Below are 25,550 nucleotides of genomic sequence, written 5' to 3' on the forward strand. Positions count from 1 at the left end.
GCAGAAAGAGCGGCGAGCCCGAAGCTGCCGATCTCCCCCCTTGCGGGGGAGATGGCCGGCAGGCCAGATGGGGGTGCGAAGAGGCGCGCCGTTTCCGTCTTGGCTACCCTTGCCGCCGCGCTAATCGCCTTCGCCGCCCCCGCTTCCGCCGCCAGGATCGACGACCAGTTCCAGGCCTGGCTCGCCAAGGACCTCTGGCCCGAAGCCAAGGCCAAGGGAATCTCCAAAGCGACGTTCGACGCTGCGTTCCAGGGCGTGTCGCCCAATCTCAAACTGCCCGATCTCGTGCTCCCCGGCGAAAAGCCGAAGACACCGAAGAAACAGCACCAGGCCGAGTTCGGCTCGCCCGGCAACTACTTCTCCGAAAAGACGCTCGGTGCCGTCACCTCAGGCGGGCGCGCGCGGGCGGGCGCAAATGCGAAGACACTCGCTGCGATCGAAAAGCGTTTCGGCGTGCCAGGCGGCGTGGTGCTGGCGATCTGGGGGCGCGAGTCGGGCTTCGGTGCCGCCAAGATGCCGTACGATGCCTTCGAGGTTCTCGGCACCAAGGCCTTCCTGGCGACCCGCAAGGAGATGTTCCGCAAGGAGTTGCTGGCCGGTTTGGAGATGGTCGAACGCGGGCTGGTCAGTCGCAAGGCAATGCGCTCGTCCTGGGCTGGTGCACTCGGCCAGCCGCAGTTCCTGCCGACCTCGTTCCTGAAGCATGCCGTGGATTTCGACGGCGACGGCCGCGCCGACATCTGGAACTCGACGCCTGACACGCTGGCCTCCATCGCCAACTATCTCGTCCATTATGGCTGGGCAAAGGGCCGCGACTGGGGTTTCGAGGTGTCGCTGCCGGAGAGCGTCACCTGTGCTCTGGAAGGCCCCGACCAAGGCAAGAAGATCTCGGACTGGGCCGCGATGGGTATCACCCGCGTTGGCGGCAAGCCGTTCCCTCAGAATGAGGCACGGGCCGAGGGTTTCCTGATGATGCCGGCGGGGCGCAACGGCCCGGCCTTCATTGTCACGCCCAATTTTTATGTGCTCAAGGAATACAACGAGAGCGACGTCTACGCGCTGTTCATCGGCCACGGCGCCGACCGGATCGCGTCCGGCGACCGACGTTTCGTGGGCAACTGGGGCAAGGTCGACGGGCTCTACCGCTCTGACGTCGCCACGATGCAGCGCGGCCTGGAAAAGCTCGGCTACGACGTCGGCGGCGCCGACGGTCTGCCGGGCTTCAAGACGCGCCGGTCGATCGGCGACTGGCAGGCGAAGAATGGCCGTGCGGCGACATGTTTTCCCGACAAGGGCCTCCTCGAGGCGATGCGGTAATTTCCTTCGCACCGTTTACGGGAGAAGGTGGCCCGAAGGGCCGCATGAGGGGACGGTGCCAACTTCCGAGTTCAGCCCTGCCCCTCACTCTGCTGTGCTCGCAAGCTCGCTTGGCTTCCCTCTCCTCGTAAACGGGGCGAAGGAACGGCTACGCCGCCTTCGCCAATCTGGCACCGACTTCCGCAAGAATCTCATACGAACGCTTGCGTGATTGATGGTCGAACACCTGGGCGGTGACCATCAGTTCGTCGGCACCGGTACGCGCGATGAATGCCTCGACGCCGCGCCGGACCGTGTCGCGTGAGCCGACGACGGCGCAGGCAAGCGTCTGGGACAACATCTGGCGCGCGACGGGGTCGAGCTCGCGCTCATAGCCCTCGAGCGGCGCGGGCAGGCGGCCGGGGCGGCCGCTGCGCAGGTTGACGAAGGCCTGCTGTACCGAACTGAACAGAAGCTTCGCCTCGGCGTCGGTGTCGGCGGCGACGATGTTGATGCCGGCCATGACATAGGGTTTGGCCAATCGCTCCGACGGCTGGAAGCGCGAGCGGTAGATCTCGATCGCATGGTCGAGCTCCGAAGGGGCGAAGTGCGAAGCGAAGGCGTAGGGCAGGCCAAGCATGGCGGCGAGCTGCGCGCCATAGAGACTTGATCCCAGCACCCAGACTTCGACCTGCTCGCCCTCGCCGGGCACGGCGCGGATGCGCTGTTCGGGCGTTGCCGGATCGAAATAGCTCATCAGCTCGACGACATCCTGCGGGAAATTGTCGACGCCGGCCTCGAGATTGCGGCGCAGGGCGCGCGCGGTCAGCATGTCGGTGCCGGGCGCCCGGCCGATGCCGAGGTCGATGCGGCCGGGGTGCAGGGCGGCAAGCGTGCCGAACTGTTCAGCGATGACCAGCGGCGCGTGGTTGGGCAGCATGATGCCGCCGGCGCCGACGCGAATGGTGCTGGTGCCGGCCGCGACATGGGCGATGACGACCGAGGTCGCAGCACTGGCGATGCCGGCCATGTTGTGGTGTTCGGCCAGCCAGTAGCGGTGGAAGCCGAGCTTCTCGGCGTGGCGGGCGAGGTCGAGCGTGTTCTTCAGCGATTGGGCGGCAGTGCTGCCTTCGGTGACCGGCGAAAGGTCGAGGACGGACAAGGTGGTCATGAGGCAGCTCCGGCGGGTGAGGACCCGCCGGATATAGGGAACGTCACCTGCGCAAACAAACCTTCCCGCCGAAGGTATGTTTTGGTCCAGTGGTTGAAGCGCTCTGGAGTGCTCTTCGGCTGCTCCGTCACGCCGCCGTGCCGATAGCGGAAACGCCCAGTTCCTTACGCACCAGCGGCGCCACCTTGGTGCCGTAGAGCTCGATCGCCTTCATGATCTTGTCGTGCGGCATGATGCCGATCGCCATCTGCAGCAGGAAGCGGTCATTCTTGAAGACATTGTGCTGGGCCACGATCTTCTCTGCCACCTGCTCCGGATTGCCGACGAACAGCGCGCCGTTGGCGCCGCGCGACTGGTCGAAATGCGCCCGCGACGTTGGGCCCCAGCCACGCTCGCGGCCGATGCGGTTCATCACCTCGGCCTGCGGCAGGTAGAAGTCGTCGGCCGCATGTTCGGTGGTCTCGCCGATGAAACCATGCACGTTGATGCTGGTGGCGAGCTTGGCCGGATCCTGGCCGGCGCGGCGCGCCGCCTCGCGGTAGAGATCGAAGAGCGGCGCGAAACGGGCCGGCTCGCCGCCGATGATGGCGAGCGCCAGCGGCAGGCCGAGCACGCCGGCACGTGCCGCCGACTGCGGCGTGCCGCCAATGGCGATCCAGATCGGCAAAAGCTCCTGATAGGGGCGGGGATAGACGCCGCGATCGTTGATCGGCGCCCGGTGTGTTCCTTGCCAGGTCACGCGTTCGCTGTCGCGCAATGCCAGGAGCAGATCGAGCTTCTCGGCGAAGAGCTCGTCATAGTCCTCGAGGTTGTAGCCGAACAGCGGAAACGATTCGATGAACGAGCCGCGACCGGCCATGATCTCGGCGCGGCCACCCGACAACTGGTCGAGGGTGGCGAACTGCTGGAACACACGCACCGGATCGTCCGAAGACAGCACGGTAACGGCGCTGGTCAAGCGGATGCGCTTGGTGCGCTCGGCAGCGGCGGCAAGTGCGATGACGGGTGCCGAGGCGGCATAGTCGGGGCGGTGGTGTTCACCCAGGCCGAAAACGTCGAGCCCGACCTGGTCGGCCAGCTCGATTTCCTCGATCAGATTGCGCAACCGCTGGTGGGCTCCGATGGCACCAGGCCCCGGCTCTGGGCTAACGTCTGCAAAAGTGTAGAGGCCAAGTTCCATGATCTCTGGTCCTGTCGCTATTGTTTGTGCTAGAGGTAGCCATCGCTCCACGAGGTCGCCAGACGCGATCTAGTGAACAATCCATATCGAGATTGGCGTCAAAGAGCGTTTCCTATCCGCAACATCACGCGAATTCATGGGAGACATGCCTTTTTGGCGCTTGAACTATGCCTTCGCGCGCGTATGTAAGCGGCGCGAAGTGACTCTAGGGAAATCAAATTGGCAATCTACCGAGAAAAAGACGCCTTTGAGCGGCGGAACGCCGCCAATGACGCAAAGAAAGCCCTCCTCGAAAAGTACAAGGCACGCCCCGCAGCTGACGATCCGGCCGTTCTGGCCCGTCAGGCCGAGCGCAAGGCAATCCTCGAGGCTCGCGCCATCCGTGAAGCCGAGAAGGAAAAGCTGAGGCAAGAGCGCCTGGCCCGCGAAGCCGTTGAAAAGGCCGAACGCGAAGCCAAGGCTGAAGCAGAACGTCTCGCCGCCGAAGAGGCCGCACAGGCTGAAGCAAAGGCGCGCGAGGCAGAGGAAGGCGATCGCATCGCCCGCCTGCTCGCCGACGAAGCCGAGCGCAAGGCCAAGCGCGACGCGCGTTACGCCGCGCGCAAGGCGCGTGGCAAGCGCATGCCGCCTTCGGCCAACTACGGCTGAACGCAGGTCGACCTTCGCCTGCACTCGCCGGAATGACGCATCGGCCCGTTAGTCGGGCTCGATAGCGCAAAACTCACATCGTCAGCGATTCGCGACCGGGGACTTGCCAAGCCCCGGGCGCGGATCGCTTTTGTGCGTCCGACGCACAATGCGTCGACCCCTGTGGATGTCAGGGCGTGCCAGATGAGAAATTGGGAAAGGTGAAGCCCGCCCGTTTCGGGCGGGCCGCCGCAAGTCTGCGGATCAGGCGACCAGCTTGAGGCCGACGATGCCCGAGACGATCAGGCCGATGCAGGCGAGGCGAAGTGCTGTGGCGGGCTCGCCGAGCAGCCAGATGCCAAGCATCGCGGTGCCGACTGTGCCGATACCGGTCCAGATCGCGTATGCCGTGCCGACCGGCAGCGTCTTCAGTGCCAGGCCGAGCAGGCCGAGACTGACGATCATCGAGGCGATAGTGAGCACCGTCGGCATCGGTTTGGTAAAGCCTTCGGTGTATTTCAGGCCGATGGCCCAGCCGATTTCGAAAATTCCCGCGAAAAACAGATAAGTCCAAGCCATGGAACGCTCCAATGGGATGGCGGGTCGTCCCGGCCGGTTTTTAGGGGAAGCGCAGGGCCGTCCCTGCGCCCGCTCAGATAGGACTTTCGCGAGAGAAGTTCAACCCGCGCCCGGCCGCGACAGCCGGGCGGGGTCTGCGTCGTGCCCGTGAGGACTACTTGTCCTTAAGCTTGGTCGCTTGCACCGGAGGCGCCTTGAAAGCCGGCGCAGGTGCTGGCTTCTTGGCGTCTTTCTTGGGTTTCCGGGCTTCTTTCCCGGCTTTCATCGCACCCTTGGCCATGATTCGTTTCTCCCGCTGCTGAGAAGTGGAGTGAAACGCGAAGTTGTCCGGCTTGCAAGAGGGGTCTTGAGCGCCGGGAGCGCCGGACGCCAAGGCCGCGAAAATGACTTGAGCGGGACCTCACGCTCGCTAAAGTCGCTGCGGTGAGGGACCGATGGCAGGACACTCCGGCTCCAGGCTAGTGATCTTTGCGGCTATTGCCGGCAATCTGCTGATTGCCGTCACCAAGTTCGTCGCCGCTGCCTTCACCGGCAGTTCGGCGATGCTGTCGGAAGGCGTGCATTCGCTCGTCGACACCGGCAATGGACTTTTGCTGCTCTACGGGCTGCATCGCGCCGCCCGGCCGCCTGATCTCACTCACCCGCTCGGCCATGGCCGCGAGCTCTATTTCTGGAGCTTCATCGTTGCCCTGCTGGTCTTCGCGCTTGGTGCCGGCGTGGCCTTCTATGAAGGCATCGTCCACATTCTCCACCCCGCGCCGATCGAGAATCCGCTCGTCAACTATGTGGTGCTTGGCGCCTGCATGGTGTTCGAGGGCGGCTCGTGGTTGGTTGCGCTCAGAGAACTCCGCCGCAGCAAGGGCAGTTTCGGCTACATCCAGGCGGTGCGACGGAGCAAGGACCCGAGCGTCTACACGGTGCTGTTTGAAGACAGTGCCGCCTTGCTGGGCCTGGTCATTGCCTTTGCCGGCATCTTTGCCGCGCATTATTTCGAGCAGCCCTGGCTCGACGGTGCCGCCTCGATCGGCATCAGCCTGATCCTTGGCGCCACGGCGGTGTTCCTGGCGCGTGAGAGCAAGGGTTTGCTGATGGGCGAGCCGGCTTCGGCGGACGTGCAGGCGGCGATACTGGCGATCGCCCAGGCCGATCCCGCCGTCGAGCAAGCTAATGGCGTGCTGACAGTGCATCTGGGGCCGGAGCAGGTGGTTACCGGGCTCAGCCTCGACTTCGTCGACCACATCTCGGCGGCGAAGATCGAAGCCTGCGTCGAAAGACTGGAGGCGAAGCTCAAGGCCGAAGTTCCCGAGGTGACGTCGGTGTTCGTCAAGCCGCAGACGTCGCAGCGATGGAAGCTGCGTCATGACCGGATCGTGAACCCGAAGGCAGGGACGCCGATGCCCGAAGGCGGCTAGTGTGCCCGGGAATCACGCACTGCAGGACAGGAGGAGTTCGAAGTGAAGATCGAAGGCGGGTGCCATTGTGGCGCCATTACCTACAAGGCCGAAGTCGACCCGGAGAAGACGGCGATCTGCCATTGCACCGATTGCCAGAAACTGACCGGAACGGCCTTTCGCGTCACCGTTCCGGTGCCGGAGGACAAGATCGCGTTTTCGGGAGCGCCGAAGATTTACGTCAAGACAGGCGACAGCGGCAACAAACGCGCGCAGGGCTTCTGCCCCGAATGTGGCTCGCACCTGTTCGCCACTTCGGTCGGTGACGGACCCAAGGTCTATGGGTTGAGGACCGGAACTTCGGACCAGCGCGAGCAACTGGTGCCCCGCAAACAGGTCTGGCACCGATCGGCGTTGCACTGGCTGCCGGAGTTCGACGGCATGGAGACGGTGGAGAAACAGTCCTGAGGGCAGTGCTTTGCTGCGCTAGTCGCTTTCCTCGACGACGCGCAGCCTGAGCTGCCCAGTCTTGGAATCGGCAGCCCGGGCGCCCGGAGGCTGGGGCTTGGCCGTAACTTCCGCCTCGCCGGCATGGCCCGTGCCGAATTCCAGCGCCTCGATCTTTTCGCCGCGTTTGGTGACCTTGGACGACGATACGAGGATGTCGTCGATGTCCTTGCTCGACTGATCGAAATGCGTCTTGAGTTTACGCACGCGTTCGTCGAGGCGGCCGACATCTTCCATCAGGCGGATGACCTCGCCCTGGATCAGGTGCGCTTGTTCGCGCATGCGGGCGTCCTTGAGGATCGCCTGGATGACCTGGATCGACAGCATCAGCAGTGACGGCGACACGATGACGACGCGGGCGCGGTGGGCACGCTGCACCAGCGATTCGAAGTTCTCGTGGATTTCGGCGAAGATCGATTCCGAGGGCACGAACATGAAGGCGGTGTCCTGGGTCTCGCCCGAGATCAGGTACTTGTCGGCGATCGCCTTGATGTGGACTTCGAGATCGCGCCGGAAGGCCTGGGCGGCATATTTCTGCGCTTCAACCGCGCCTTCGGTATCGGCTGCCGCGCGAATGGCGTTCCACGCCTCGAGCGGAAACTTGGCGTCGATGACAAGTGACGGCGCGCCGTTCGGCATCCTGACAAGACAGTCCGGCCGGTTGTTGTTCGACAGCGTCGCCTGGAATTCGTAGGCGCCGAGCGGCAGGCCGTCGGCGACGATCGTCTCCATGCGCGACTGGCCGAAGGCGCCGCGCGTCTGCTTGTTGGAGAGGATCGCCTGCAGTTGCACCACCTGGCCGGCAAGCGACTGGATGTTGCCTTGTGCGGTATCGATGACCGCCAGCCGCTCCTGCAGCTTGGCCAGGCTCTCATGCGTCGATTTGGTCTGCTCGGTCATTGTCTGGCCAAGGCGGCCGGTCATGGCGTCGAGACGTTGGCTCAGCGATTGGGTCAGCTCCGCCTGGCGCGAGCCGAAGATTTCGGCCACCGTGCCGAGCCGGCCCTGCATCTCCGCCTGCGCCTGCAGGATACCCGCCATGCGGGCCTCGGCATCGCGGGCGTGGTCGGCGGCCTCGGCGGCTGCAACCGCGCGCGCCTTGGCCGAGCGCCACAGCGCCACCATCAGGACGACGACAAGTGCGACGAACAGCACGGCTGCAAACAGCAGCGCCTGCCCGAGCGTGAGCACGGAGGCGCCAAGCTGGGCGATGGGGGCGGACAGGATGCTGGAAAGCTCGTTCATGGCGCGCACCATAGCCGATTCGCACAAAAGGTTCAGATCAAAACGGGAACATCCTGGATCGAGCCCTGTTGACGGTTTTCGCCTGACATCCTAGTTGATGCGCATGACCATCAAGCCGCTCATCATCCTGCCCGATCCGCTCCTGCGCCTGGTTTCCAAGCCGGTCGAGCGCATCGACGACGCCACCCGCAAGTTCGCGCGCGACATGCTCGACACCATGTATGACGCGCCGGGCATCGGCCTTGCCGCCATCCAGGTCGGCGAGCCGCTGCGCATGCTGGTGATCGACCTTGCCAAGGAAGGCGAAGAGCCGGCGCCGATGACGGTCATCAATCCCGAGATCGTCTCGCGTAGCGACGATCGCTCGATCTATGAGGAAGGCTGCCTCTCGATCCCGGACTATTACGCCGAGGTCGAGCGCCCGGCCAAGGTGCGGGTCAAATATCTCGACGAGAACGCCAAGGAGCAGGAAGTCGAGGCCGACGGTCTGCTGGCCACCTGCCTGCAGCACGAGATCGACCATCTCGATGGCGTGCTGTTCATCGACTACATCTCCAAGCTCAAGCGCGACATGGTGATGAAGAAGTTCAAGAAGCTTGCCAAGGACCGTCCGCCGAGCCGCATGGTGGGGTGAGAGCCTGGCCGACCGGAGACTTCGACGGGCTTGACCTGAAGCTCGTAAACCCGTTTGAAGCGATGGCCTGAACGGTCGGCCGGCGCCGTCCGGGGCTGTGCGGGATAGCCGGAACAGAATGAGCCTTCGCGTCATCTTCATGGGCACGCCGGATTTTTCCGTGCCGACGCTGCGTGCGATATCAGAAGCCGGCCACGAGGTCGTTGCCGTCTATTCGCAGCCGCCGCGCGCCGCAGGGCGCCGCGGGCTGGAGCTGACGCCGTCGCCGGTGCAGCGCGAGGCCGAGCGGCTGGGCATCGAGGTGCGCACGCCGCTGTCGCTGAAGGGGGAGGCCGAACAGGCGGCCTTTGCCCAGCTTAAGGCCGACGTCGCAGTGGTCGTTGCATACGGTTTGCTGCTACCCAAGGCCATTCTTCAGGGCACGCGGCTTGGCTGCTACAACGGCCATGCCTCGCTGCTGCCGCGCTGGCGCGGGGCGGCTCCGATCCAGCGCGCCATCATGGCGGGCGATGCGGAAACCGGCATGATGGTCATGCGGATGGAAGAGGGATTGGACACCGGACCGGTGGCTCGACTTGAAAAAGTCGCGATTGGACCCGACATGACGGCCGGTGAGCTGCACGATCGCCTGATGGCGGCAGGCGCTTTGCTGATGGTGGACGCTCTCGCAGAGCTCGAAGCGGGCAAGCTGGAAACGGTGCCGCAGCCATCGGAAGGCGTGACCTACGCCAAAAAAATCGATAAAGCGGAGACGCGGATCGATTGGACCTTGCCGGCGACGGCGGTCGACAACAATATCCGCGGCCTATCGCCATTCCCCGGCGCATGGTGCGAAATCGAAATCGGCGGACGAACCGAGCGCTTGAAAATACTGCGCTCGCAACGCGCCGCTGGACAAGGAGAGCCGGGAACGGTTCTCGACGACCGGTTGGAGATTGCCTGCGGCGACGCTGCCGTGAGGTTGGTCGAGGTACAAAGGGCGGGAGGAAAACCCGTCACCGCGGATGAATTCCTGCGCGGTGCCAAGATCGAAAAAGGAATGAAGTTGTCATGAGCATGATGTCGATTAGGGCAGCTACGCCCCGCGACCGCGAGGCGATCCGCCTCGTAGAAGAACACGCCTTCGGGCAGCAGGCCGAGGCTGGTCTCGTCGATGCGCTGGTTGCCGAAGGCGATGCGGTCGTCGAACTGGTGGCTGAAGAGGATGGCGATGTGGTTGGCCACATCCTGTTTTCCAGGCTTTACATCCAGAACGGCGGCAAGACGGTTCCGGCGGTGGCGCTCGCCCCGCTGGCGGTCGAGCCCGATTTCCACGGCACCGGCATCGGTGGCGCGCTGGTCCGCGAAGCCCACATCCGGCTCAAGGATGCCGGCGAGACGATCGCCGTGGTGCTTGGCGATCCGGCCTATTATGGCCGCTTCGGCTACAGCCACGAGCGTGCAGCAGGGTTCGAGAGCGACTACCAGTGCGACGCGCTGCAGGCCCTGGCCTGGGGCGAGGCGCCCGAGACGGGCAAGCTGGTCTATGCCTCGGCCTTCGGTACTGCTCTTGCCGCGTAAAGCGGCCGGAGCTTTGACTGCACATGCCGCGCTATCGCCTTGATCTGGAATATGATGGTCGCGCCTATGCCGGGTGGCAGCGGCAGGCTGGCCTGCACACCGTGCAGGCGGCGATCGAGCAGGCGATCCTGAAGTTCTCGGGCGACGAAATCTCGCTGCGCGGCGCCGGCCGCACCGATGCGGGCGTGCATGCCACGGCTCAGGTCGCTCATGCCGACCTGACCAAGGCCTGGGCCGACGACAAGGTGCGCGACGCCGTCAACGCGCATCTGCAGATGGCCGGCGAAACCGTCGCCATCATCGCCGCCCGGCAAGTGCCTGACGAGTTCGATGCCCGCTTCTCCGCCACCGGGCGGCACTATATCTACCGTATTCTCAACCGACGCGCGCCGGCAGCGCTCGAGCGTGGCAAGGTCTGGTGGGTGCCCAAGCGCCTCGACCACGAGGCGATGGCGGACGCCGCCAAGCTCCTGCTCGGCCGGCATGATTTCACCACCTTCCGCTCGACGCAGTGCCAGGCGAACAGCCCGCTCAGGACGCTTGCCCAACTCGACGTGACGCGCAGCGGCGACATGATCGAAGTCAGGACGTCGGCGCGCTCGTTCCTTCACAATCAGGTCCGCTCGATGGTCGGCAGCCTGAAACGCGTCGGCGAGGGCGGCTGGACTGCCGACGACCTCAAGGCAGCCCTCGACGCACGCAACCGCGCCGCCTGCGGCCAGGTCGCGCCGCCCGACGGGCTCTATCTCAGCGGCGTCGATTATTGATCTCTAGAGTTGCGCTGCTTGGGGCGGAAAGCCGCGGCGCACTTGTCCTTGAATTGCTTCAGTAGATCGGATTGGTTCCGAGCTTCGGCGCCGGCCAGTCCTGGGTGATCCCGGGCTGTACAGGCCGTTCGAGATAGGTCGACAGCACGACATAGCTGCGCGTCGAGGTCACGCCTGGCGTGTCGTAGATGCGGGCGAGCAGCCCCTCCAGCGCGCGCGTGTCCTCGGTCCGCACCTTGAGCAGGATGCAGGCGTCGCCGGCAACCGTGTGGATTTCCTCGACCTCCGGAAACGACGAGACCGCCATCAGTTCCGGCGTCTTGCCCCAACCCCTGGTGTCGACATGGACGAAGGCCAGCAGCGGCTTGCCGACAGACCTCGGATCGGCCATGGCCACGGTCTGGCGGATGGCACCGGACCGGCGCATGCGCTTGACCCGCTCATGCGCCGCCGGCGCCGACAGGCCTGCCTTTTCGCCCAGTTCGGCGTAGGAGACCGTCGCGTCCTCGACCAGCACGCCTAACAGCCTTCGGTCGGCGGTATCGATCGAGCGCTCCGGCAGGCGGTTCTGCCGAATGCCGTCTGTTTCTTCATCCATCCGGAAATTCTCCGTTGAAGCCGAACATCATTCGGAGAATATGCGCCAATGTCGAACGTTGATCAAACACTTCCCGCTGCTGCCGAACCCGTGGCCCGCATTCCCCGGGCTGCCTATCTATTGACCGGCTGCATTGCCGTCATCGGTTCCAATTCGCTGGTCCTCGGCCCGATCGCGCCCGAGGTTGCGGCAGGCTTCGGCAGTTCCGTGCCGGTGGTCATGACGGCGGCCTCAGCCTTCGGGTTGGGCACCGCGGCAAGTGCCCTCTTCCTTGCCCGCTACATCGACCGCTTCGGCGCCAAGCGCATGTTGCAGCGGGCGCTGGCGTTGCTGGCCGTAGCCCTTTTGGCCAGTGCCGCGGCACCCCAGGTCATTGTGCTGGTCGCAGCGCAATTGCTGGCCGGCATCGCGGCCGGAATAGCCCTACCGGCGATCTATGCCAGCGCCGCGGCCGTTGCTCCACCCGGCCGCGAAAGCGGAACCATCGGCGTCGTGCTGACCGGCTGGACGCTGTCGATGGTCGCCGGCGTGTCGATGTCTGCCGTGCTCGCCGACCTCGTTCACTGGCGCGCGGTATTCGGCGCGGTGGCGCTGCTTTCTGCCATTGCGCTGGCAGCGATTTCGGCGATGTCGGCCGACGACAAGCCGGCCGGCGGTGTCGCTCCAGCGCCGCTGGGAGCGCTGGCGACGCCCGGCATCGTCCCGTTGTTGATCGCCTGTGGCGCCTTCATGACGGCGTTTTACGGCGTCTATGGCTATCTCGGCGATCATCTGCATCAGGCGCTCGGCCGGCCGGTCAGCGCCAATGGCCTCGCCGCCATTTCCTACGGCATCGGTTTCGGTGCCGCCGCACTGCTGGACGGCATTGTCGACCGCCTCGGCGCCCGGCGCGTCATGCCGATAGCCTATCTCGGCGTGGCAGCAATCTATGTGCTCATCGCGGCAGTCGCCGGCACTTTCACCATCCTGATCGCCACCATGGCCTTGTGGGGCTTGGGCAACCATTTCGGCTTGAACGTGCTGGTCATGCGCCTGTCCGCGCTCGACCCTAGCAGGCGTGGAACCATCATGGGGCTGAACAGCGCGGTGACCTATCTTGCCGTGTCGGTCGGCACCACCGCCTTCGGTCCGCTCTACGCCAATTACGGCTTTGCCGCTTCGGCAGTCGTTGCGGCCGTACTGATGCTAGGTGCTGCCGCTGCTGCCTGGCGTTGAGCTGCGGGCGCGGGGCGTTCAGGCCGGCAACTGGATGCCGAACAGGGCCTGCAGCGCAAACAGCACCAGCAGCGACACGAAGAACATGCCGGCGAAGACGGCCGACCCGATCGCCGCACCCTTGCCGATGGTGGCGTTGGTCATGCGCCAGGTGAACACCATCGCGAGTGCGAACACCGCCAACGACAGCAGCGAAACAACGTTGTCAGCCGCCGGAAACAGCATGCGGGCGAGCGCTGCCGGCAGCATCAGCCAGGCGATGATCGCGGACGTCCAGTTGCTGGCGACGACGTAATGGACGAAACGGTCGCCGATGCCGACGCGTGGCGCCACCAGTGCCAGCACGATGAGCGGCAAGACCCAGGCGCCGATGTCGACCATCGCCAGTCGGACGACGATCCCGAAGCGGCTGGCGAACGTCGCCGTCTCCAGCGCGACGTCATTGGACACCCCGGCCCAGCCGACAACGAGGGCGGGAACGGCAACCAGGATTGCGAAGAACGAATTCCAGAAGCCGTCGGCGCTGAGATCGAGCTGGCGCAGGCCGTCGGCCTTGCCCAGCATCAGCCGCCAGGCGCCCGCCAGATTCTGCTCGATTTCATCGCTTGCCAGCATCAGGGCCATTCGTCATCCGAACCAGTCTGCGAGGAACTGCTGGTAGACCTGTGTCAGCTGTTCGAGCTCGGCAAGCGGCACGCGCTCGTCGACCATGTGCATGGTCTTGCCGACGAGCCCGAACTCGACGACCGGGCAGTAGTCCTTGATGAAGCGTGCATCGGAGGTGCCGCCCGTCGTCGATAGTTTGGGCTTGCGTCCGGTGACGCGCTTGATGGAGCCGGCAAGCGCATCGATCAGCTTGTCGTTGCGGGTCAGGAAGACGTGGCTCGGCCGGTCGCGCCAGACGAGCTCGAACTCGACCGGCTCCTTGCGGCCCTTGCGGTACTTCTTGCGCCCGCTCGCCTTGTCCAACCGGTTATGGATCTCGGCCTGCAGCGTCTCGGCCGTCCAGCTGTCGTTGAAGCGGATGTTGAAGCTGGCGGTAGCCTTGGCCGGAATGACGTTCGTCGCCGGATTGCCGACGTCGAAGGTGGTGACCTCCAGGTTCGATGGCTGGAAATCCTTGGTGCCCTTGTCGAAGACCGGGTTGAGCAGCGCATCGACCAGGGTCATCAGCCCGCGCACCGGGTTGTCGGCGAGATGCGGATAGGCGGCGTGGCCTTGCCTGCCGTTGACGGTGATGGTGGCCGAGATCGAACCCCGGCGGCCGATCTTGATCATGTCGCCGAGCGCATCGGGGTTGGTCGGCTCGCCGACCAGCGATGCGTCCCACTTTTCGCCGCGCGAGGCCGCCCATTCGAGCAGCTTGACCGTGCCGTTGATCGACGGGCCTTCCTCGTCGCCGGTGATCAGCAGCGAAATCGAACCTTTCGGGCCGCCATGGGCTTCGACGTGGCGGGCGACGGCGGCGATGAAGCAAGCGATGCCGCCCTTCATGTCGACGGCGCCGCGGCCATACATTTCGCCATTGTCGATGGCTGCCGAAAACGGCGGATGCTTCCACGCCGCCTCGTCGCCGATCGGCACCACGTCGGTATGGCCGGCAAACATCAGATGCGGCCCGTTGCCCGAGCGGCGGGCATAGAGGTTCTCGACGTCAGGCGTGCCGTCCTCGGAAAAGGTCGGGCGGTCGACGGCGAAGCCGAGCGGCTTCAGCATGGTCTCAAGTGCGGACAGCGCACCGCCTTCGGTCGGCGTAACCGACGGGCAGCGGATGAGGGCGGCGAGGTTTTCGGCGGGATCTGTCGGCAGTTTCATGGCGACAGCGATAATCGAATCGCCGGTTCCTGTCACGACGGTCGTTTGTACCAGCGACATCGGCCTCCAGCTTCGCAAAAGCGTGGGGCGATCAGGCGCGGCCCTGGTCACGAGCGCCGCAACGGGCAAGCGTCGATGTCGAGATTGAACGCGGCAACGGGTGAGACGACGTCACCTACGATTTTTAAGTCGGTCCTTAAGTCTCCTGCAATCAGCTGCTGGCATTGTCGCGGCATGAGAATTGCCACGATCACCCACTGGGCCTACGGCATCACTGTCGTCCTGACGGCGCTTTCCGGCGTTTCGTTCATCCTGTCGTCCAACAGCGCCCTCCAGGAGCGCGCTGCGGCCGAGGAGCATCTCACGCTCGACACGCTGGCCGAAGATCTTGCCCTTGGTGCGGAAATGCGCAGCGACGAAGCGAGGCTTTACGTGATGCGCGGTGAGGTGCGCCATCTCCAGGCGTTTCGCGTGCAAGAGGCTGCGGAACGGCGGCTGGAGACCGTTGCGTCGGACCTGGCGGCCCGCGATCCCGCGCCGGCAGAAGCTGCGGCGCTGCGTGCGATCAATGCTCACGCGGACGAGCTGGACAAGCTCGAGGCAGCCGCCATAACGGCCTATCAGAACGGCGACAAGACGACCGCGCAGGAAGCTCTTTTCGGCGCCGAACACGAACGGGTCCAGAATGCGCTGCTTCAGACGGTCACCCATTTCCGCGACCTGACCGCAGCGCGCACGACTGCGGCACTCGATGCGGCTCGCGACCGCAGCAACTGGTGGAGCCTTGTCGCCAAGGTCATGCTGGCGACCACGGGGGCGCTGTTCGTGGCCGTGCTCTATTTCGTTCTCAGCCGCCGGGTAGCGACGCCGTTGCGCCACATGACCGGGATCGTCAGCCGGCTGGCCAAGCAGGACTACAGCGTCGAGGTTCCGGTCAATCGTCGGGCCGACGAAATCGGCGAGATGAGCGATGCCATCGAGGGCTTCCGCACGAACCTGATCGAGCGTGAAAAACTCGACGCCGAACGGCGTGCCGACCAGCATATGAAAGACCTCATCCTCCAGATGATGCACCGCGTGCAGGCATGCCGTGACCAGTTGGAGCTGACGGACGTGGTCGTGCGCTTCGCGCCACAGATTTTCCCCGACCTTGCCGGCGGCCTCTATGTCCTCAACGAAGGCAAGACAGCGCTGGCACGTGTCGGCCTCTGGCTCGATCCGGATCACTCCGCGGCGGAGTTCCCGGCCACGGCCTGCTGGGGTCTGCGGCGCGGCCGTACTCATCACAGCGGCGGCAGCGGCGCCGACGTTCCCTGCCAGCACGTGGATCCGCCTGGCGTCGCGACGCTCTGCGTGCCCCTGACGGCCCAGGGCGACATGATCGGGCTGCTCTATCTCGAAGAGCGCGTCGATGGCGCGCTCGAGCCGGCAGGGCCGCGGCTTTACCTCGAACTCATTGCCGAGAATGTCGGCCTTGCCATTGCCAATCTGCAATTGCAGGCAAAGCTGACGGCACTTGCGGTGAGCGATCCGCTCACCGGCCTGTTCAATCGTCGGTTCCTCGACGAGACGCTGCGGCGGCACGCCCGGGACCACCGGGACGAGCCGCTCGCCTGCCTGATGATCGACATCGACCATTTCAAGCGCTTCAACGATCAGTTCGGCCATGACGCCGGCGACCTCGTCATGCAATTCGTCGGGCAGTCGCTGCGCGAAGCCTGTGCGTCGTCCGGCGATGCTTTCCGCTTCGGCGGCGAGGAATTCACCGCCCTTCTGCCGTCCTTCGGCGAGGCGGACGCGATGGTGCTTGCCGACATGCTGCGCGACAAGATCGGCGGCGTCGCACTCTCTTATGCCGGCCAGCGTCTCGGCGCCGTCTCCGTCTCCGTCGGCGTGGCGGTGTCCCCGGCGGGCGGTTCGGTCGAGACACTTGTGACGCGTGCCGACGCGGCCCTGCTGGAGGCGAAAGCCGGCGGCCGCAACCGGACGATTGCTGCAAGCAACATCAGAAAATCGGCCTGAGGCGCAGGTCGGCTCCCTGCCGGCGACCGCCATGATGCCATGCTCCCCGGTCTGGCAGGCATTGCCACGCCGGGTCTGCTGTCGCTTATAGTGGACTTCGGGAGGGCGCATGGCCAAGGATCATCGGATGATCGTCGTCGCTGGTGCCGGCAGCATCGGCTGCCACGCCGGGGCGTGCCTGGCGCTGGCCGGGCGCGACGTGAGCCTGTTGGCGCGGCCTCGCGTCACTGCCGCGATCAAGGCCGGCGGCCTGCGGGTCAGCGACATCGACGGCTTCGACCGCCTGCTTGCCGCCGGCGCCATCGCAGTCACGATCGACCCCTCGGTGCTGTCCCACGCCGATGTCGTGCTGGTTGCCGTCAAGAGCGGCGACACAGCCGCCATGGCCGAGCTTGTCGCCCGGCATGCGCCGGAAAGTGCCGTCGTCGTCAGTTTGCAGAACGGCATCGACAACGCAGCCAAGCTGCGCGCAGCGCTCGGCCGGCGCCGGGTGGTGGCCGGAATGGTACCGTTCAACGTCGTCCAGTCGGCCGAAGGCGAGCTGCCGCTCCGTGTCCACCGCGCCAGTGCCGGGACGGTGCTGATCGAGGCCGGAGACGAGCGTCTGCGCGAGCTGCTCGACGTCGAGGGCTTTGCGGTCGCCACCCACACCGACATGCCGGCCGTCCAGTGGGGTAAGCTTTTGATGAACCTCAACAATGCGCTTGTCGCGCTGTCCGGATTGCCGCTGGCGGCACAACTGGCGGACGCCAGCTGGCGCCGCATCCTCGCCGGGCAGATCGACGAGGCGCTGGCGGCGATGAAGGCGAATGGCATCGTTCCCGCAAAGGCAGCGGCAGTGCCGCCCGCATTGTTGCCGACGGTACTGCGCCTGCCCGACTGGCTGTTCCTGCGCCTGGCCAGGCGCATGCTGGCCATCGACCCGACGGCGCGCTCGTCGATGTGGGAGGACCTGCAACGGCGGCGCGGGACCGAGATCGATGCGCTTCAGGGCACCATCCTCGGGCTCGCGCGAAAAGCCGGCACCCCGGCCACGCTGACCGAGCGCATCGTCGCCCTGGTGCGCGACGCGGAAGCCAGGGGCAAGGGGTCGCCCAGGCTGAAGCCGGAGCAGGTTGCCGGCAGCTAGCGCCGGGCTGTTTCGATCATCGTGATCTTCTGCCAGATCTTGCGCGACAGGTTCGAGCCGAGCTCCTCGATGTCGTTGACCGCCTTCAGCACGACGTCGTCATTGACCGATTGCGCGAAAAGGGCGGCCAGCTTGCCGGTCAGCGACAGCATTTCGGAGCAATAGTCGAGATAACGCGCAAGGTCCGCCGACTTGGTGATGCGTGCCGGCGAATGCGGGGTCGGGCTGAAGCTTTCAGACAGCGTTGCCGGATCCTTGGTCAGCTGGTGCATGTCGATGACGTGGATCAGCGAGCGCAGCCCGTGCAGTTGCCTGAACGTGCGCTTGCGCTTGATGTGTTCCTCGACGCGGATCAGCGCGAGGAAACCGAGCCCAGCGAGGATCAGCGTGTTGAGCGAGGCCTCGATGCCTTGCACGAAATCGAACGCGCCGGTCGAGATGCGGTCGAAGGACAGGATCGTGCCGATGAACAGGAAGATGCCGGCGCCCGACGCGATGGCAAGCCCGATCAGGATGCGCAGCCACCAGATCGGCTGCTCCAGCGCCTTGGCCGAAGCGGCGAGGTCGCGTGCCAGGCGGACAAGCTCCTGGCTGACGCGGGACAGGCCGGCATCGGGGAACCGTTCGCTCACGCGCTGGCTCAACGTCTCGGCTGTTGCGATGATCTTGGCCGGGTCGAGCGTTCTGTAAGACATCGAACCCGGGCCTTTTTGCGCGGTTACTTCGGCGCGTTGGTGGTGTTACCGAACTGGTTCGGGCCCGGCGTGCCGGGGAAGAAGCACAGCGCGATGAAGGCAAAGATCGACACCACCGGGATGAACAGCGCGACCGCAAACAGGCCGGGTTTGTCGAAGTCATGCAGGCGTTTGACGCTGAAGGCGATATGCGCCCACAGGAAGGTCAGGAAGGTTGCGCCGAACAGCATCGACCAGACCTGCGCCGCACCGCTTTCGGGGTGCACACGCATGAACTGGTAGAGCGGGAACGACATCACCACCAGCATGAACAGGAAGCCGAGCAGGTAGGCCGCGCGGTTGACGCGGCCCGAAAAGCGAAAGAACAACCAGAAGAAATCGACGTTGTTAGGCAAGCGGATCCGGTCCGAATTGGTTGGCGCCCCTGGTGCCTTCGAGGATGCCGAGTTCGACCAGGATCCAGATGGCGCCGATGACGGGCACGAGTGCGATCAGGCTCCACCAGCCCGACTTGTCGCGGTCATGCCAGCGTTTGGCATAGATTGCCAGTGCGAAATAGATCATGCCGATGGTGACGATGATGGAGATGACGCCGGCGCCTGAGTTGCCGATGTCGAGGCCGAGCATCATGTCGAGCAGGTTGGCGACGATGCTGACGACGATCATCACGCCGATGCCGGCCCAGAACTTGGCCCGGTTGATACGACCATCGAAGCTGGTCAGAAGATACTTCCAGTCCATTTCACCCCTCCGAAGCCAACCGGCGCACATTTCTCGTGCGCCGGTCGAAGTTGCTTCGGTTTCAGTGAAAGATCAATCGCGCAGCAGTTCGTTGATCGAGGTCTTGGACCGGGTCTTGGCGTCGACGCGCTTGACGATGACGGCGCAGTAGAGGCTTGGGCCGGCATCGCCGTTCGGCAACGGCTTGCCCGGCAGCGAGCCGGCGACGACGACCGAATTGGCCGGCACTTCGCCGTAGAACACTTCGCCGGTGGCGCGGTCGACGATCTTGGTCGACTGGCCGATGAACACGCCCATGCCGAGCACCGAGCCTTCGCGCACGATGCAGCCCTCGACGACCTCCGAGCGCGCGCCGATGAAGCAGTTGTCCTCGATGATGGTCGGGCCGGCCTGCATCGGCTCGAGCACGCCACCGATGCCGACGCCGCCGGACAGGTGCACGTTCTTGCCGATCTGGGCGCAGGAGCCGACCGAGGCCCAGGTGTCGACCATGGTGCCGGTGTCGACATAGGCGCCGACATTGACGAAGGACGGCATCAAAACGGCTCCCGGAGCGACGAAGGCCGACTTGCGCACGACGGCTGAAGGCACGGCGCGGAAGCCGGCCTTTTCGAAGTCGACAGCACCCCAGCCGTCAAACTTGGACGGCACCTTGTCCCACCACGAGCCGCCGCCGGGCGCGCCCGAGATCAGCTCCATCGGGTTGAGGCGGAAGGACAGCAGCACCGCCTTCTTGAGCCACTGGTTGACCTGCCACTTGCCGTCGTCCTGGCGCTGGGCGACACGGGCCGTACCCTTGTCCAAAAGGTCGAGTGCGGTCTCGATGGCGTCGCGGATTTCGCCGCGGGTCGACGTCGAAATGCCGTCGCGTTCCTCGAACGCCCGATCAATTGTCTTTTCCAGGCTGGCGAGATCGGGCTTCGACATAAACATCTCCGTTACGGGCCGTTAAGGTTAAGGCTTCTAAGCTGGCATAAAATCGCGCGGACCCTATTTCAGGCTTATCTGGGGGTCAATCGCGGTGACGCCGCGGAATGTCGCGGGCAACGAAATTTGAGGTCGAGCATATAATGAATCCAATGGACAAGGCTGGCTGGACGCCGCTGCCGCACTCCGACGAGGATCTCGAGCGTTCCAAGAGTGTGCCCGACACGCCGCAGACGCGCGCCTCGACATACAGGCTTGCCTGGAATGATGAAGACTTCATGACCCAGCGCGACCTGCGCCCGGTGCGGCTGCAGCTCGAACTGCTCAAGACCGAGATGATCCTCGCCGAGCGCGGCATACGTTCGACGGTCATCCTGTTTGGTGGTGCGCGCATTCCGGAGCCGGGCGGCGAGGCCTGGGCTGCCAAGAACGAGACGCAGCGCAAGAACCTCGAGGCCAACAGCAGATATTATGACGAGGCGCGCAAGTTTGCCCGCCTGTGCTCGCAGCATTCGGCCGCGTCCTACTATCGCGAGTTCGTCGTCGTCACCGGCGGCGGGCCGGGCGTTATGGAAGCCGGCAACCGCGGTGCCGACGATGTCGGAGCCCCCTCGATCGGCCTCAACATCGTCTTGCCGCACGAGCAGGCGCCCAACCCCTATGTGACGCCGGAGCTGTGCTTCAATTTCCACTATTTCGCCATCCGCAAGATGCATTTCGTCATGCGCGCCAAGGCGGTCGCCGTGTTCCCCGGCGGCTTCGGCACGATGGACGAGTTCTTCGAAACGCTGACGCTGATCCAGACGGGGCGTATGGAGCGGGTGCCAGTCATCCTGTTCGGCAAGTCATTCTGGGAGCGGGCGATCGACCTCGATTTCCTCGCCGATCAGGGCACGATCACGCCCGGCGACCAGGACATCATCGACTTTGTCGACACCGCCGACGAGGCATGGGACATCATCGCCAGATTCTACAGCCTTTGAGCCGGCGTCCACCGGCAGCGGCCGGTGGACGAGCGTCACCAGCACGAAGGAGATGATCATCAGCAGATACCAGGCGCCGAGCTTCTGGATCGAGACCGGCGTCCAGCCATCGTGCTGGCCGGGATAGATCCAGGCGCGCGACCAGGTGCCGATGTTCTCGGCAAACCAGATGAACAGCGAAACCAGCAGGAAGCCGAGCAAAAGCGGCATGCGGTGGCGGAAGCGGAAGACGCGGTAGTGCACGACGGTGCGGAGATAGAGCACTGCTGTGACGGCAAACAGTCCGTAGCGGATGTCGATGACGAAGTGGTGGGCGAAGAAGTTGACGTAGATCGCCGCGCACAGAAGCATCGTTGCCCATAACGGCGGATAATGCGTGTAGCGCATGTCGAAGATGCGGCTGACGCGGGCGAGGTAGGAGCCGACGGCCGCATACATGAAGCCCGAAAACAACGGGACCGCGCCGATGCGGAACAGGCTGTCCTCCGGGTAGGCCCAGGAACCTGCCTGTGTCTTGAATACCTCCATGGCCGTGCCGACGATGTGGAAGATCAGGATAACCTTGGCTTCCGACGGCTTTTCCAGCTTGAGCGCCAGCATCGCCAGCTGGATGGCGACGGCCGAGAGGAACAGGAAGTCGTAGCGGGCAAGGGCGACCCCGTCCGGCCACCACAGCTTGGTCGCCATGATCAGCGCCAGCATGGCACCGCCGAACAGACAGGCCCAGGCCTGCTTCAGCCCGAAGACGAGGAATTCGACGACCGCGCCAGAGAGGCCTCCGGCGGGCAGGCGGTCGAGAACGGCATGGGCCGCTGCATCGATCCGCGCCTCGACGGAGGTAAAACGGCTCAAGCGGCGTTGGCCTCGACGATGGTGGTCAGGAAGCTTGCGAGATCGTCGGTGACGTAGTCGACGTCGTCCTCATGGGTCGGATCGCTTTCCCAGATCTCGGAGAAGGTCGGCTCGAAATTGCGCGGCACGATCAAGACCGTGGTCATGCCGAGCGACTTCGGCACCGACAGGTTACGCGCCAGGTCCTCGAACATGACAGCGTTGGCGCCTGTCACCTTGTGCAAGGCGGCGAAGGTCTCGTAGGGCTGGCGCGCCGGCTTGGGCGTAAGCCCTGCGGCGACGATGTCGAAGATGTCGTCGAAATGGTCGAGGATGCCGAGCTGGCGCGCGGTGCGCTCGGCATGGCTGCGGTTGCCGTTGGTGAAGATGAACTTGCGGCCCGGCAATTGGCGGATGGCGGCACCCAGCACCGGGTCCGGCACAAGCCAGGAATAGTCGATGTCGTGGACGTGTTCGAGGAACGCGTCGGGGTCGATGCCGTGACGCTGCATCAGCCCGTTCAGCGTCGTGCCGTACTCCAGATAGAGCTCCTTCTGGAGCTTGCGCGCATCCTCGCGCGACAAGGTCAGAAGCTCCGCGACATAGCCGGTCATCTTCACGTCGATCTGCGAAAACAGATTCGAGTGGTGCGGATACAGCGTGTTGTCGAGGTCGAAGACCCAGTCGGTGACGTGGTCGAAGCGAGCGGGATCGGGTGTGTCGGTCATGCCGCCCTTATGCCACGGTTCGAGAATTTTGGAAGCACCTGCATAAGGCCAGTCTGGCTCTCGACAATGGCCAAAATTCGTTGGACACCAGATTCAACATGGTGGGTCAAATTTTAACTACCGATGAAAGATGACCTTCAGTTGATGCTGGCATTCCAAAGCCGGCAGGGAGTCGAAATGAAAATCGTCGTTCTTAAAACAGCCGCTGTGACCTTGATTTCAATCTTGGGTTCGCTTGCACTGGTCTTGACGATCGTGCCGGCGCTGGGAGGAACAGTTGGCGCCATCGCCTGGCTGATGTGCTTGCTGTGCCCACTGTTCATTGCGCCTCCGCTGGGTTTCTTCACCTTCATGCAGGAGAGGAAGCTCAAGCTTGCCCATGAAGACCTGACACGGGCCCACGCTCAACTCGCCGCCGCCCATCGCCGCCTGTCGGAAAAGGCGAGCCGCGACGAGATGACAGGCATGCTCAACCGCGAGAACTTCTTTGCCGCGCTCGACGGCAGCAGGCGCAAGAGCGATCGCGGCGCGCTGCTGATCATCGACGCCGACCACTTCAAGCAGATCAATGACAGTTTCGGCCACCTGACTGGCGACCAGGCGTTGCTGCAGATCGCTGCCGCCATCACCCGTGGCGTGCGCGGCGGCGACATCCTTGGCCGCATCGGCGGCGAGGAGTTTGGCGCCTTCCTCGTCGGCGCGACGGTTGACGAAGCCAAGCTGGTGGCTGAACGCATTCGCAGCGAGGTCGAGGCACTACGCTTCCAGCCAAGCGACGAGCGTGCCGTGCCGCTGACGGTAAGCATTGGCGGCACCGACTGCGAAGCGGAAGCAAATGTTTCCGAACTCATGCGCAACGCCGACAAGCGCCTCTATGAGGCCAAGCGCCGTGGCCGCAACCGGGCCATCTTCGACATGGGCGTTCCGGAAGCGGCGTAACGGCGTGCAAAACGGTCACACGGTTTGCGACAGGGGCGGTGGCGTTTGCCGTCGCCCATTTTGCTTTTGAGCTCGCCCGTTACCACTCGCTGCGGCGAAGATCCTTCGCGAAGATCGCGGTACATTCCAGCCGACCGAAGGCCAAGAAATGAACATGGGCTTAGACAGCCCGTCGATTCGCCCTACATCGACCGCGTAGGTCTCTGACGCAACCGTCATCGCTGGCGCAACGTTTTCTCTGAATCTGTCGAAACCAGGCGGTTCAGAACGACATACGTCCGCATGCATGATGCGACCTCGAAGCAGATGCCTGCATGGAATCGTTCGGTGGCCTCACGGGCAGTGGCAGTCCAACTGTCGGCTTTCGAAGTCAAAGGAACCGGAAATGACATTTTCCCATAGCTCGCCGGCAACGCCCGAGGACGCCTATCCAAGGCGATGGATTGCGATGGCGATCCTGCTCCTGGCCGGCTTCATGAATCTGATCGACGTGACAATCGTCAATGTTGCCTTGCCACGCCTGCAATCCGGGCTTGGCGCGACAAGCAGCCAGATCGAATGGGTGGTGGCGGCCTATGTGCTGGCCTTCGCGCTCGGCCTGCTGCCGTTTGGCCGGCTTGGCGACGTTGTCGGTCGCAAGCGTCTGTTCCTGATCGGCGTCGCGAGCTTCACCGTGTTTTCGGCGCTGTGCGGTCTGGCGCCGACGATGACGACCTTGATCCTTGCGCGCGTGCTGCAGGGCCTGGCCGGCGCCATGATGATGCCGCAGGTGCTGGCGATCACCCAGGTGATCTTTCCGCCGCAGGAACGTGGCTTTGCCTTCTCGCTCTTCGGCCTGTCGGCGGGCCTTGCTTCCGTCGCCGGTCCTCTCGCCGGAGGCATGCTGATCAGTGCCAACATTTTTGGCCTCGACTGGCGGCCGATCTTCCTGGTCAACATCCCGATAGGCATCATGGCGGTGATTGCCGGCCGGGCGCTCATCCCGGACATGCCTGGACGGCCGGAGCTGACGCAGGATCCGGTCGGCATTCTGATCGCCAGTGCCGCGGTCTTCCTGCTGGTGTTTCCGCTCATCGAGGGTCATGCCTATGACTGGCCGCAGTGGACCTTCGTGATGATCGCACTGTCGATCGGCGCAATGGTCAGCTTCTTCCTGCACCAGAAGTCGCGGGCGAAGGGGGAGAAAAGCCAGTTGCTTCCGGTAGCCCTGATGACCAACGGCAACTTCATGCTCGGCTCGGTGATGACCATGACCTTCTTCTCCGGCGTGGCGGGCTTCTTCCTGGTCCTTGCCGTCTTCCTGCAGACCGGTTTCGGCCTGACGCCGCTGCAGTCAGGGCTGACGACGGTGCCGTTTCCGATCGGCGTGCTGATCGCGTCGCTGATCTCGGGGCGGCTGGGCAGCCGCTGGCCGCAGCGGCGCATCGTTGCCGGCGCGCTGGTCATGGGCATCGGCATGGGCTGGCTGCGTTTCGTCGTCGCCAATGTCGGCGACGCTGTCGACCATTGGAACTTCGTCCTGCCGCTTTTGATGTGCGGCTTCGGCATGGGCATCGCCATCTCGTCGCTGTTCCAGACGGTGCTGTCTACCGTGCCGCCGCGCGATGCAGGTTCGGGCTCGGGCGCCGTGCAGGCCTTCCAGCAGATCGGCGCAGCCCTCGGCATTGCCGTTACCGGACAGATCTTCTTCTCGACCCTGGCCGTCAAGGCGAGCGAGCTTCCGCACATCGCCTTCGTCTCTGCCATGGAGCACGCGCTTGTCTACGAGATGGTGGCATTCGCCCTGGTGGCGGCGATGGTGTTCTTTCTGAAACCGGCCACCCCGCAAGGCAACCGCGGCCAAAGCGTCGAAGACAGGCAGCCGCTGCCCGTGGAGATGTGACGGGGACGCGCGGTCCGCTGGATCAATGCATCACCCCGAAAATCGATTCCGAATTGCGGGGTGATGCTGTAGACGCGGACATGCGGCC

At 64.3% G+C, this 25,550-nt stretch carries 27 protein-coding genes and 1 pseudogene; 14 read left to right on the forward strand and 14 right to left on the reverse strand.

Annotation, left to right across the window (positions count from 1 at the left end; all coding sequences use genetic code 11):
- The first annotated feature begins 51 nt into the window (after positions 1 to 51).
- Positions 52 to 1,317 carry a lytic murein transglycosylase gene (locus Amn_RS03885; protein WP_154385919.1) on the forward strand — a complete coding sequence of 422 codons (1,266 nt, stop codon included), beginning with the start codon at positions 52 to 54 and terminating at the stop codon, positions 1,315 to 1,317.
- A 148-nt stretch (positions 1,318 to 1,465) separates the two neighbouring features.
- Here the strand turns inward: Amn_RS03885 and Amn_RS03890 are convergent, their stop codons facing one another.
- Both Amn_RS03890 and Amn_RS03895 read right to left on the reverse strand, forming a co-directional pair.
- On the reverse strand, positions 1,466 to 2,467 hold the full coding sequence (locus Amn_RS03890) for an LLM class flavin-dependent oxidoreductase (RefSeq protein ID WP_067965669.1): 1,002 nt from the start codon (positions 2,465 to 2,467) through the stop codon (positions 1,466 to 1,468).
- Between the two features lie 127 nt (positions 2,468 to 2,594).
- Entirely contained in the window at positions 2,595 to 3,647 is a 1,053-nt protein-coding gene (locus Amn_RS03895) for an LLM class flavin-dependent oxidoreductase (RefSeq protein ID WP_067965667.1), read from the reverse strand.
- A gap of 219 nt (positions 3,648 to 3,866) precedes the next feature.
- On the opposite strand from Amn_RS03895, the gene Amn_RS03900 reads away from it, so the two are divergent.
- Positions 3,867 to 4,295, forward strand: coding sequence for a DUF6481 family protein (locus tag Amn_RS03900; RefSeq protein WP_067965665.1), 429 nt, complete (start codon positions 3,867 to 3,869; stop codon positions 4,293 to 4,295).
- 243 nt (positions 4,296 to 4,538) lie between these two features.
- Here the strand turns inward: Amn_RS03900 and sugE are convergent, their stop codons facing one another.
- Together sugE and Amn_RS03910 are read right to left on the reverse strand one after the other, a co-directional pair.
- Positions 4,539 to 4,853, reverse strand: coding sequence for a quaternary ammonium compound efflux SMR transporter SugE (sugE, locus tag Amn_RS03905; protein WP_067965664.1), 315 nt, complete (start codon positions 4,851 to 4,853; stop codon positions 4,539 to 4,541).
- A 154-nt stretch (positions 4,854 to 5,007) separates the two neighbouring features.
- Positions 5,008 to 5,133, reverse strand: a complete 126-nt coding sequence (locus Amn_RS03910; RefSeq protein ID WP_018426265.1) for a hypothetical protein — start codon at positions 5,131 to 5,133, stop codon at positions 5,008 to 5,010.
- Positions 5,134 to 5,287: 154 nt separating this feature from the next.
- Here Amn_RS03910 and Amn_RS03915 point away from each other — a divergent pair, with 154 nt between their 5' ends.
- Positions 5,288 to 6,265, forward strand: coding sequence for a cation diffusion facilitator family transporter (locus tag Amn_RS03915; RefSeq protein ID WP_286294605.1), 978 nt, complete (start codon positions 5,288 to 5,290; stop codon positions 6,263 to 6,265).
- A 42-nt stretch (positions 6,266 to 6,307) separates the two neighbouring features.
- A complete protein-coding gene (locus Amn_RS03920) occupies positions 6,308 to 6,712 on the forward strand; it encodes a GFA family protein (RefSeq protein ID WP_067965660.1) in 405 nt (134 codons plus the stop codon).
- Positions 6,713 to 6,730: 18 nt separating this feature from the next.
- Here Amn_RS03920 and Amn_RS03925 read toward each other — a convergent pair whose 3' ends face one another.
- Entirely contained in the window at positions 6,731 to 7,996 is a 1,266-nt protein-coding gene (locus Amn_RS03925; protein ID WP_067967144.1) for a DNA recombination protein RmuC, read from the reverse strand.
- A 103-nt stretch (positions 7,997 to 8,099) separates the two neighbouring features.
- On the opposite strand from Amn_RS03925, the gene def reads away from it, so the two are divergent.
- The 4 genes from def (at position 8,100) to truA (ending at position 10,957) form a co-directional block, all read left to right on the forward strand.
- Positions 8,100 to 8,630 (forward strand): peptide deformylase, encoded by a 531-nt coding sequence (def, locus tag Amn_RS03930; protein WP_067967142.1) that lies wholly within the window; start codon positions 8,100 to 8,102, stop codon positions 8,628 to 8,630.
- A gap of 118 nt (positions 8,631 to 8,748) precedes the next feature.
- On the forward strand, positions 8,749 to 9,684 hold the full coding sequence (gene fmt, locus Amn_RS03935; protein WP_154385917.1) for a methionyl-tRNA formyltransferase: 936 nt from the start codon (positions 8,749 to 8,751) through the stop codon (positions 9,682 to 9,684).
- Entirely contained in the window at positions 9,681 to 10,190 is a 510-nt protein-coding gene (locus tag Amn_RS03940) for a GNAT family N-acetyltransferase (protein ID WP_067965654.1), read from the forward strand. The genes fmt and Amn_RS03940 overlap by 4 nt, the downstream gene beginning before the upstream one ends.
- Before the next feature lie 23 nt (positions 10,191 to 10,213).
- Entirely contained in the window at positions 10,214 to 10,957 is a 744-nt protein-coding gene (gene truA, locus Amn_RS03945; RefSeq protein ID WP_067965652.1) for a tRNA pseudouridine(38-40) synthase TruA, read from the forward strand.
- Between the two features lie 58 nt (positions 10,958 to 11,015).
- Here the strand turns inward: truA and Amn_RS03950 are convergent, their stop codons facing one another.
- On the reverse strand, positions 11,016 to 11,555 hold the full coding sequence (locus tag Amn_RS03950; protein ID WP_067965650.1) for an Lrp/AsnC family transcriptional regulator: 540 nt from the start codon (positions 11,553 to 11,555) through the stop codon (positions 11,016 to 11,018).
- 48 nt (positions 11,556 to 11,603) lie between these two features.
- Between Amn_RS03950 and Amn_RS03955 the strand changes: the two genes are divergently transcribed.
- Complete coding sequence (locus Amn_RS03955) at positions 11,604 to 12,770, forward strand: MFS transporter (RefSeq protein WP_067965647.1); 1,167 nt, start codon at positions 11,604 to 11,606, stop codon at positions 12,768 to 12,770.
- Positions 12,771 to 12,788: 18 nt separating this feature from the next.
- Here Amn_RS03955 and Amn_RS03960 read toward each other — a convergent pair whose 3' ends face one another.
- Complete coding sequence (locus Amn_RS03960; protein WP_067967141.1) at positions 12,789 to 13,385, reverse strand: transporter; 597 nt, start codon at positions 13,383 to 13,385, stop codon at positions 12,789 to 12,791.
- A gap of 12 nt (positions 13,386 to 13,397) precedes the next feature.
- Complete coding sequence (gene dapE / locus Amn_RS03965) at positions 13,398 to 14,585, reverse strand: succinyl-diaminopimelate desuccinylase (protein WP_067967139.1); 1,188 nt, start codon at positions 14,583 to 14,585, stop codon at positions 13,398 to 13,400.
- A 234-nt stretch (positions 14,586 to 14,819) separates the two neighbouring features.
- Here dapE and Amn_RS03970 point away from each other — a divergent pair, with 234 nt between their 5' ends.
- Positions 14,820 to 16,607 carry a diguanylate cyclase gene (locus Amn_RS03970; RefSeq protein WP_067965645.1) on the forward strand — a complete coding sequence of 596 codons (1,788 nt, stop codon included), beginning with the start codon at positions 14,820 to 14,822 and terminating at the stop codon, positions 16,605 to 16,607.
- 109 nt (positions 16,608 to 16,716) lie between these two features.
- Positions 16,717 to 17,736 carry a 2-dehydropantoate 2-reductase gene (locus Amn_RS03975; protein ID WP_067965643.1) on the forward strand — a complete coding sequence of 340 codons (1,020 nt, stop codon included), beginning with the start codon at positions 16,717 to 16,719 and terminating at the stop codon, positions 17,734 to 17,736.
- Here Amn_RS03975 and Amn_RS03980 read toward each other — a convergent pair.
- From Amn_RS03980 to dapD, 4 genes are all read right to left on the reverse strand, one after another.
- Positions 17,733 to 18,431, reverse strand: coding sequence for a hypothetical protein (locus Amn_RS03980; RefSeq protein WP_154385915.1), 699 nt, complete (start codon positions 18,429 to 18,431; stop codon positions 17,733 to 17,735). The two genes, Amn_RS03975 and Amn_RS03980, sit on opposite strands and share 4 nt — an antisense overlap.
- 23 nt (positions 18,432 to 18,454) lie before the next feature.
- A complete protein-coding gene (locus Amn_RS03985) occupies positions 18,455 to 18,826 on the reverse strand; it encodes a DUF805 domain-containing protein (protein WP_067965639.1) in 372 nt (123 codons plus the stop codon).
- Complete coding sequence (locus Amn_RS03990) at positions 18,819 to 19,172, reverse strand: DUF805 domain-containing protein (protein ID WP_067965636.1); 354 nt, start codon at positions 19,170 to 19,172, stop codon at positions 18,819 to 18,821. Before Amn_RS03990 ends, Amn_RS03985 begins: the two co-directional genes overlap by 8 nt.
- A 72-nt stretch (positions 19,173 to 19,244) precedes the next feature.
- Positions 19,245 to 20,099 (reverse strand): 2,3,4,5-tetrahydropyridine-2,6-dicarboxylate N-succinyltransferase, encoded by an 855-nt coding sequence (gene dapD / locus Amn_RS03995; protein WP_067965635.1) that lies wholly within the window; start codon positions 20,097 to 20,099, stop codon positions 19,245 to 19,247.
- Between the two features lie 143 nt (positions 20,100 to 20,242).
- Between dapD and Amn_RS04000 the strand changes: the two genes are divergently transcribed.
- Positions 20,243 to 21,082: an LOG family protein gene (locus Amn_RS04000; protein WP_154385914.1), complete on the forward strand. Its 840-nt coding sequence runs from the start codon at positions 20,243 to 20,245 to the stop codon at positions 21,080 to 21,082.
- A 3-nt stretch (positions 21,083 to 21,085) separates the two neighbouring features.
- On the opposite strand, the pseudogene Amn_RS04005 reads toward Amn_RS04000, so the two are convergent.
- Positions 21,086 to 21,934: pseudogene (locus tag Amn_RS04005) on the reverse strand (DUF817 domain-containing protein); the annotation flags it as partial.
- A complete protein-coding gene (locus Amn_RS04010; RefSeq protein WP_067965631.1) occupies positions 21,931 to 22,641 on the reverse strand; it encodes a pyrimidine 5'-nucleotidase in 711 nt (236 codons plus the stop codon). The gene Amn_RS04010 and the pseudogene Amn_RS04005, both read right to left, overlap by 4 nt.
- Before the next feature lie 177 nt (positions 22,642 to 22,818).
- Here Amn_RS04010 and Amn_RS04015 point away from each other — a divergent pair, with 177 nt between their 5' ends.
- Together Amn_RS04015 and Amn_RS04020 are read left to right on the forward strand one after the other, a co-directional pair.
- Positions 22,819 to 23,580, forward strand: coding sequence for a GGDEF domain-containing protein (locus tag Amn_RS04015; protein ID WP_067967133.1), 762 nt, complete (start codon positions 22,819 to 22,821; stop codon positions 23,578 to 23,580).
- A 385-nt stretch (positions 23,581 to 23,965) separates the two neighbouring features.
- Positions 23,966 to 25,462, forward strand: a complete 1,497-nt coding sequence (locus tag Amn_RS04020; RefSeq protein ID WP_246340906.1) for an MFS transporter — start codon at positions 23,966 to 23,968, stop codon at positions 25,460 to 25,462.
- The last annotated feature ends 88 nt before the right edge of the window (positions 25,463 to 25,550 follow it).

The sequence above is a fragment of the Aminobacter sp. Y103A genome (assembly GCF_030294925.1).
GTDB classification, from domain to species: Bacteria; Pseudomonadota; Alphaproteobacteria; order Rhizobiales; family Rhizobiaceae; genus Aminobacter; species Aminobacter ciceronei.

Excerpts from the sequence above, each read along its gene's own strand:
- sugE (WP_067965664.1), bottom strand. The coding sequence starts at position 4,853 with ATGGCTTGGACTTATCTGTTTTTCGCGGGAATTTTCGAAATCGGCTGG.
- Amn_RS03980 (WP_154385915.1), bottom strand. The coding sequence starts at position 18,431 with ATGTCTTACAGAACGCTCGACCCGGCCAAGATCATCGCAACAGCCGAG.
- def (WP_067967142.1), top strand. The coding sequence starts at position 8,100 with ATGACCATCAAGCCGCTCATCATCCTGCCCGATCCGCTCCTGCGCCTG.
- Amn_RS04010 (WP_067965631.1), bottom strand. The coding sequence starts at position 22,641 with ATGACCGACACACCCGATCCCGCTCGCTTCGACCACGTCACCGACTGG.
- Amn_RS04000 (WP_154385914.1), top strand. The coding sequence starts at position 20,243 with ATGAATCCAATGGACAAGGCTGGCTGGACGCCGCTGCCGCACTCCGAC.
- dapE (WP_067967139.1), bottom strand. The coding sequence starts at position 14,585 with ATGAAACTGCCGACAGATCCCGCCGAAAACCTCGCCGCCCTCATCCGC.
- Amn_RS03970 (WP_067965645.1), top strand. The coding sequence starts at position 14,820 with ATGAGAATTGCCACGATCACCCACTGGGCCTACGGCATCACTGTCGTC.
- Amn_RS04020 (WP_246340906.1), top strand. The coding sequence starts at position 23,966 with ATGACATTTTCCCATAGCTCGCCGGCAACGCCCGAGGACGCCTATCCA.
- Amn_RS03950 (WP_067965650.1), bottom strand. The coding sequence starts at position 11,555 with ATGGATGAAGAAACAGACGGCATTCGGCAGAACCGCCTGCCGGAGCGC.
- Amn_RS03895 (WP_067965667.1), bottom strand. The coding sequence starts at position 3,647 with ATGGAACTTGGCCTCTACACTTTTGCAGACGTTAGCCCAGAGCCGGGG.
- Amn_RS03885 (WP_154385919.1), top strand. The coding sequence starts at position 52 with ATGGCCGGCAGGCCAGATGGGGGTGCGAAGAGGCGCGCCGTTTCCGTC.
- fmt (WP_154385917.1), top strand. The coding sequence starts at position 8,749 with ATGAGCCTTCGCGTCATCTTCATGGGCACGCCGGATTTTTCCGTGCCG.
- dapD (WP_067965635.1), bottom strand. The coding sequence starts at position 20,099 with ATGTCGAAGCCCGATCTCGCCAGCCTGGAAAAGACAATTGATCGGGCG.
- Amn_RS03940 (WP_067965654.1), top strand. The coding sequence starts at position 9,681 with ATGAGCATGATGTCGATTAGGGCAGCTACGCCCCGCGACCGCGAGGCG.
- truA (WP_067965652.1), top strand. The coding sequence starts at position 10,214 with ATGCCGCGCTATCGCCTTGATCTGGAATATGATGGTCGCGCCTATGCC.
- Amn_RS03925 (WP_067967144.1), bottom strand. The coding sequence starts at position 7,996 with ATGAACGAGCTTTCCAGCATCCTGTCCGCCCCCATCGCCCAGCTTGGC.
- Amn_RS03975 (WP_067965643.1), top strand. The coding sequence starts at position 16,717 with ATGGCCAAGGATCATCGGATGATCGTCGTCGCTGGTGCCGGCAGCATC.
- Amn_RS03990 (WP_067965636.1), bottom strand. The coding sequence starts at position 19,172 with ATGGACTGGAAGTATCTTCTGACCAGCTTCGATGGTCGTATCAACCGG.
- Amn_RS03890 (WP_067965669.1), bottom strand. The coding sequence starts at position 2,467 with ATGACCACCTTGTCCGTCCTCGACCTTTCGCCGGTCACCGAAGGCAGC.
- Amn_RS03915 (WP_286294605.1), top strand. The coding sequence starts at position 5,288 with ATGGCAGGACACTCCGGCTCCAGGCTAGTGATCTTTGCGGCTATTGCC.
- Amn_RS04015 (WP_067967133.1), top strand. The coding sequence starts at position 22,819 with ATGAAAATCGTCGTTCTTAAAACAGCCGCTGTGACCTTGATTTCAATC.
- Amn_RS03910 (WP_018426265.1), bottom strand. The coding sequence starts at position 5,133 with ATGGCCAAGGGTGCGATGAAAGCCGGGAAAGAAGCCCGGAAACCCAAG.
- Amn_RS03955 (WP_067965647.1), top strand. The coding sequence starts at position 11,604 with ATGTCGAACGTTGATCAAACACTTCCCGCTGCTGCCGAACCCGTGGCC.
- Amn_RS03960 (WP_067967141.1), bottom strand. The coding sequence starts at position 13,385 with ATGCTGGCAAGCGATGAAATCGAGCAGAATCTGGCGGGCGCCTGGCGG.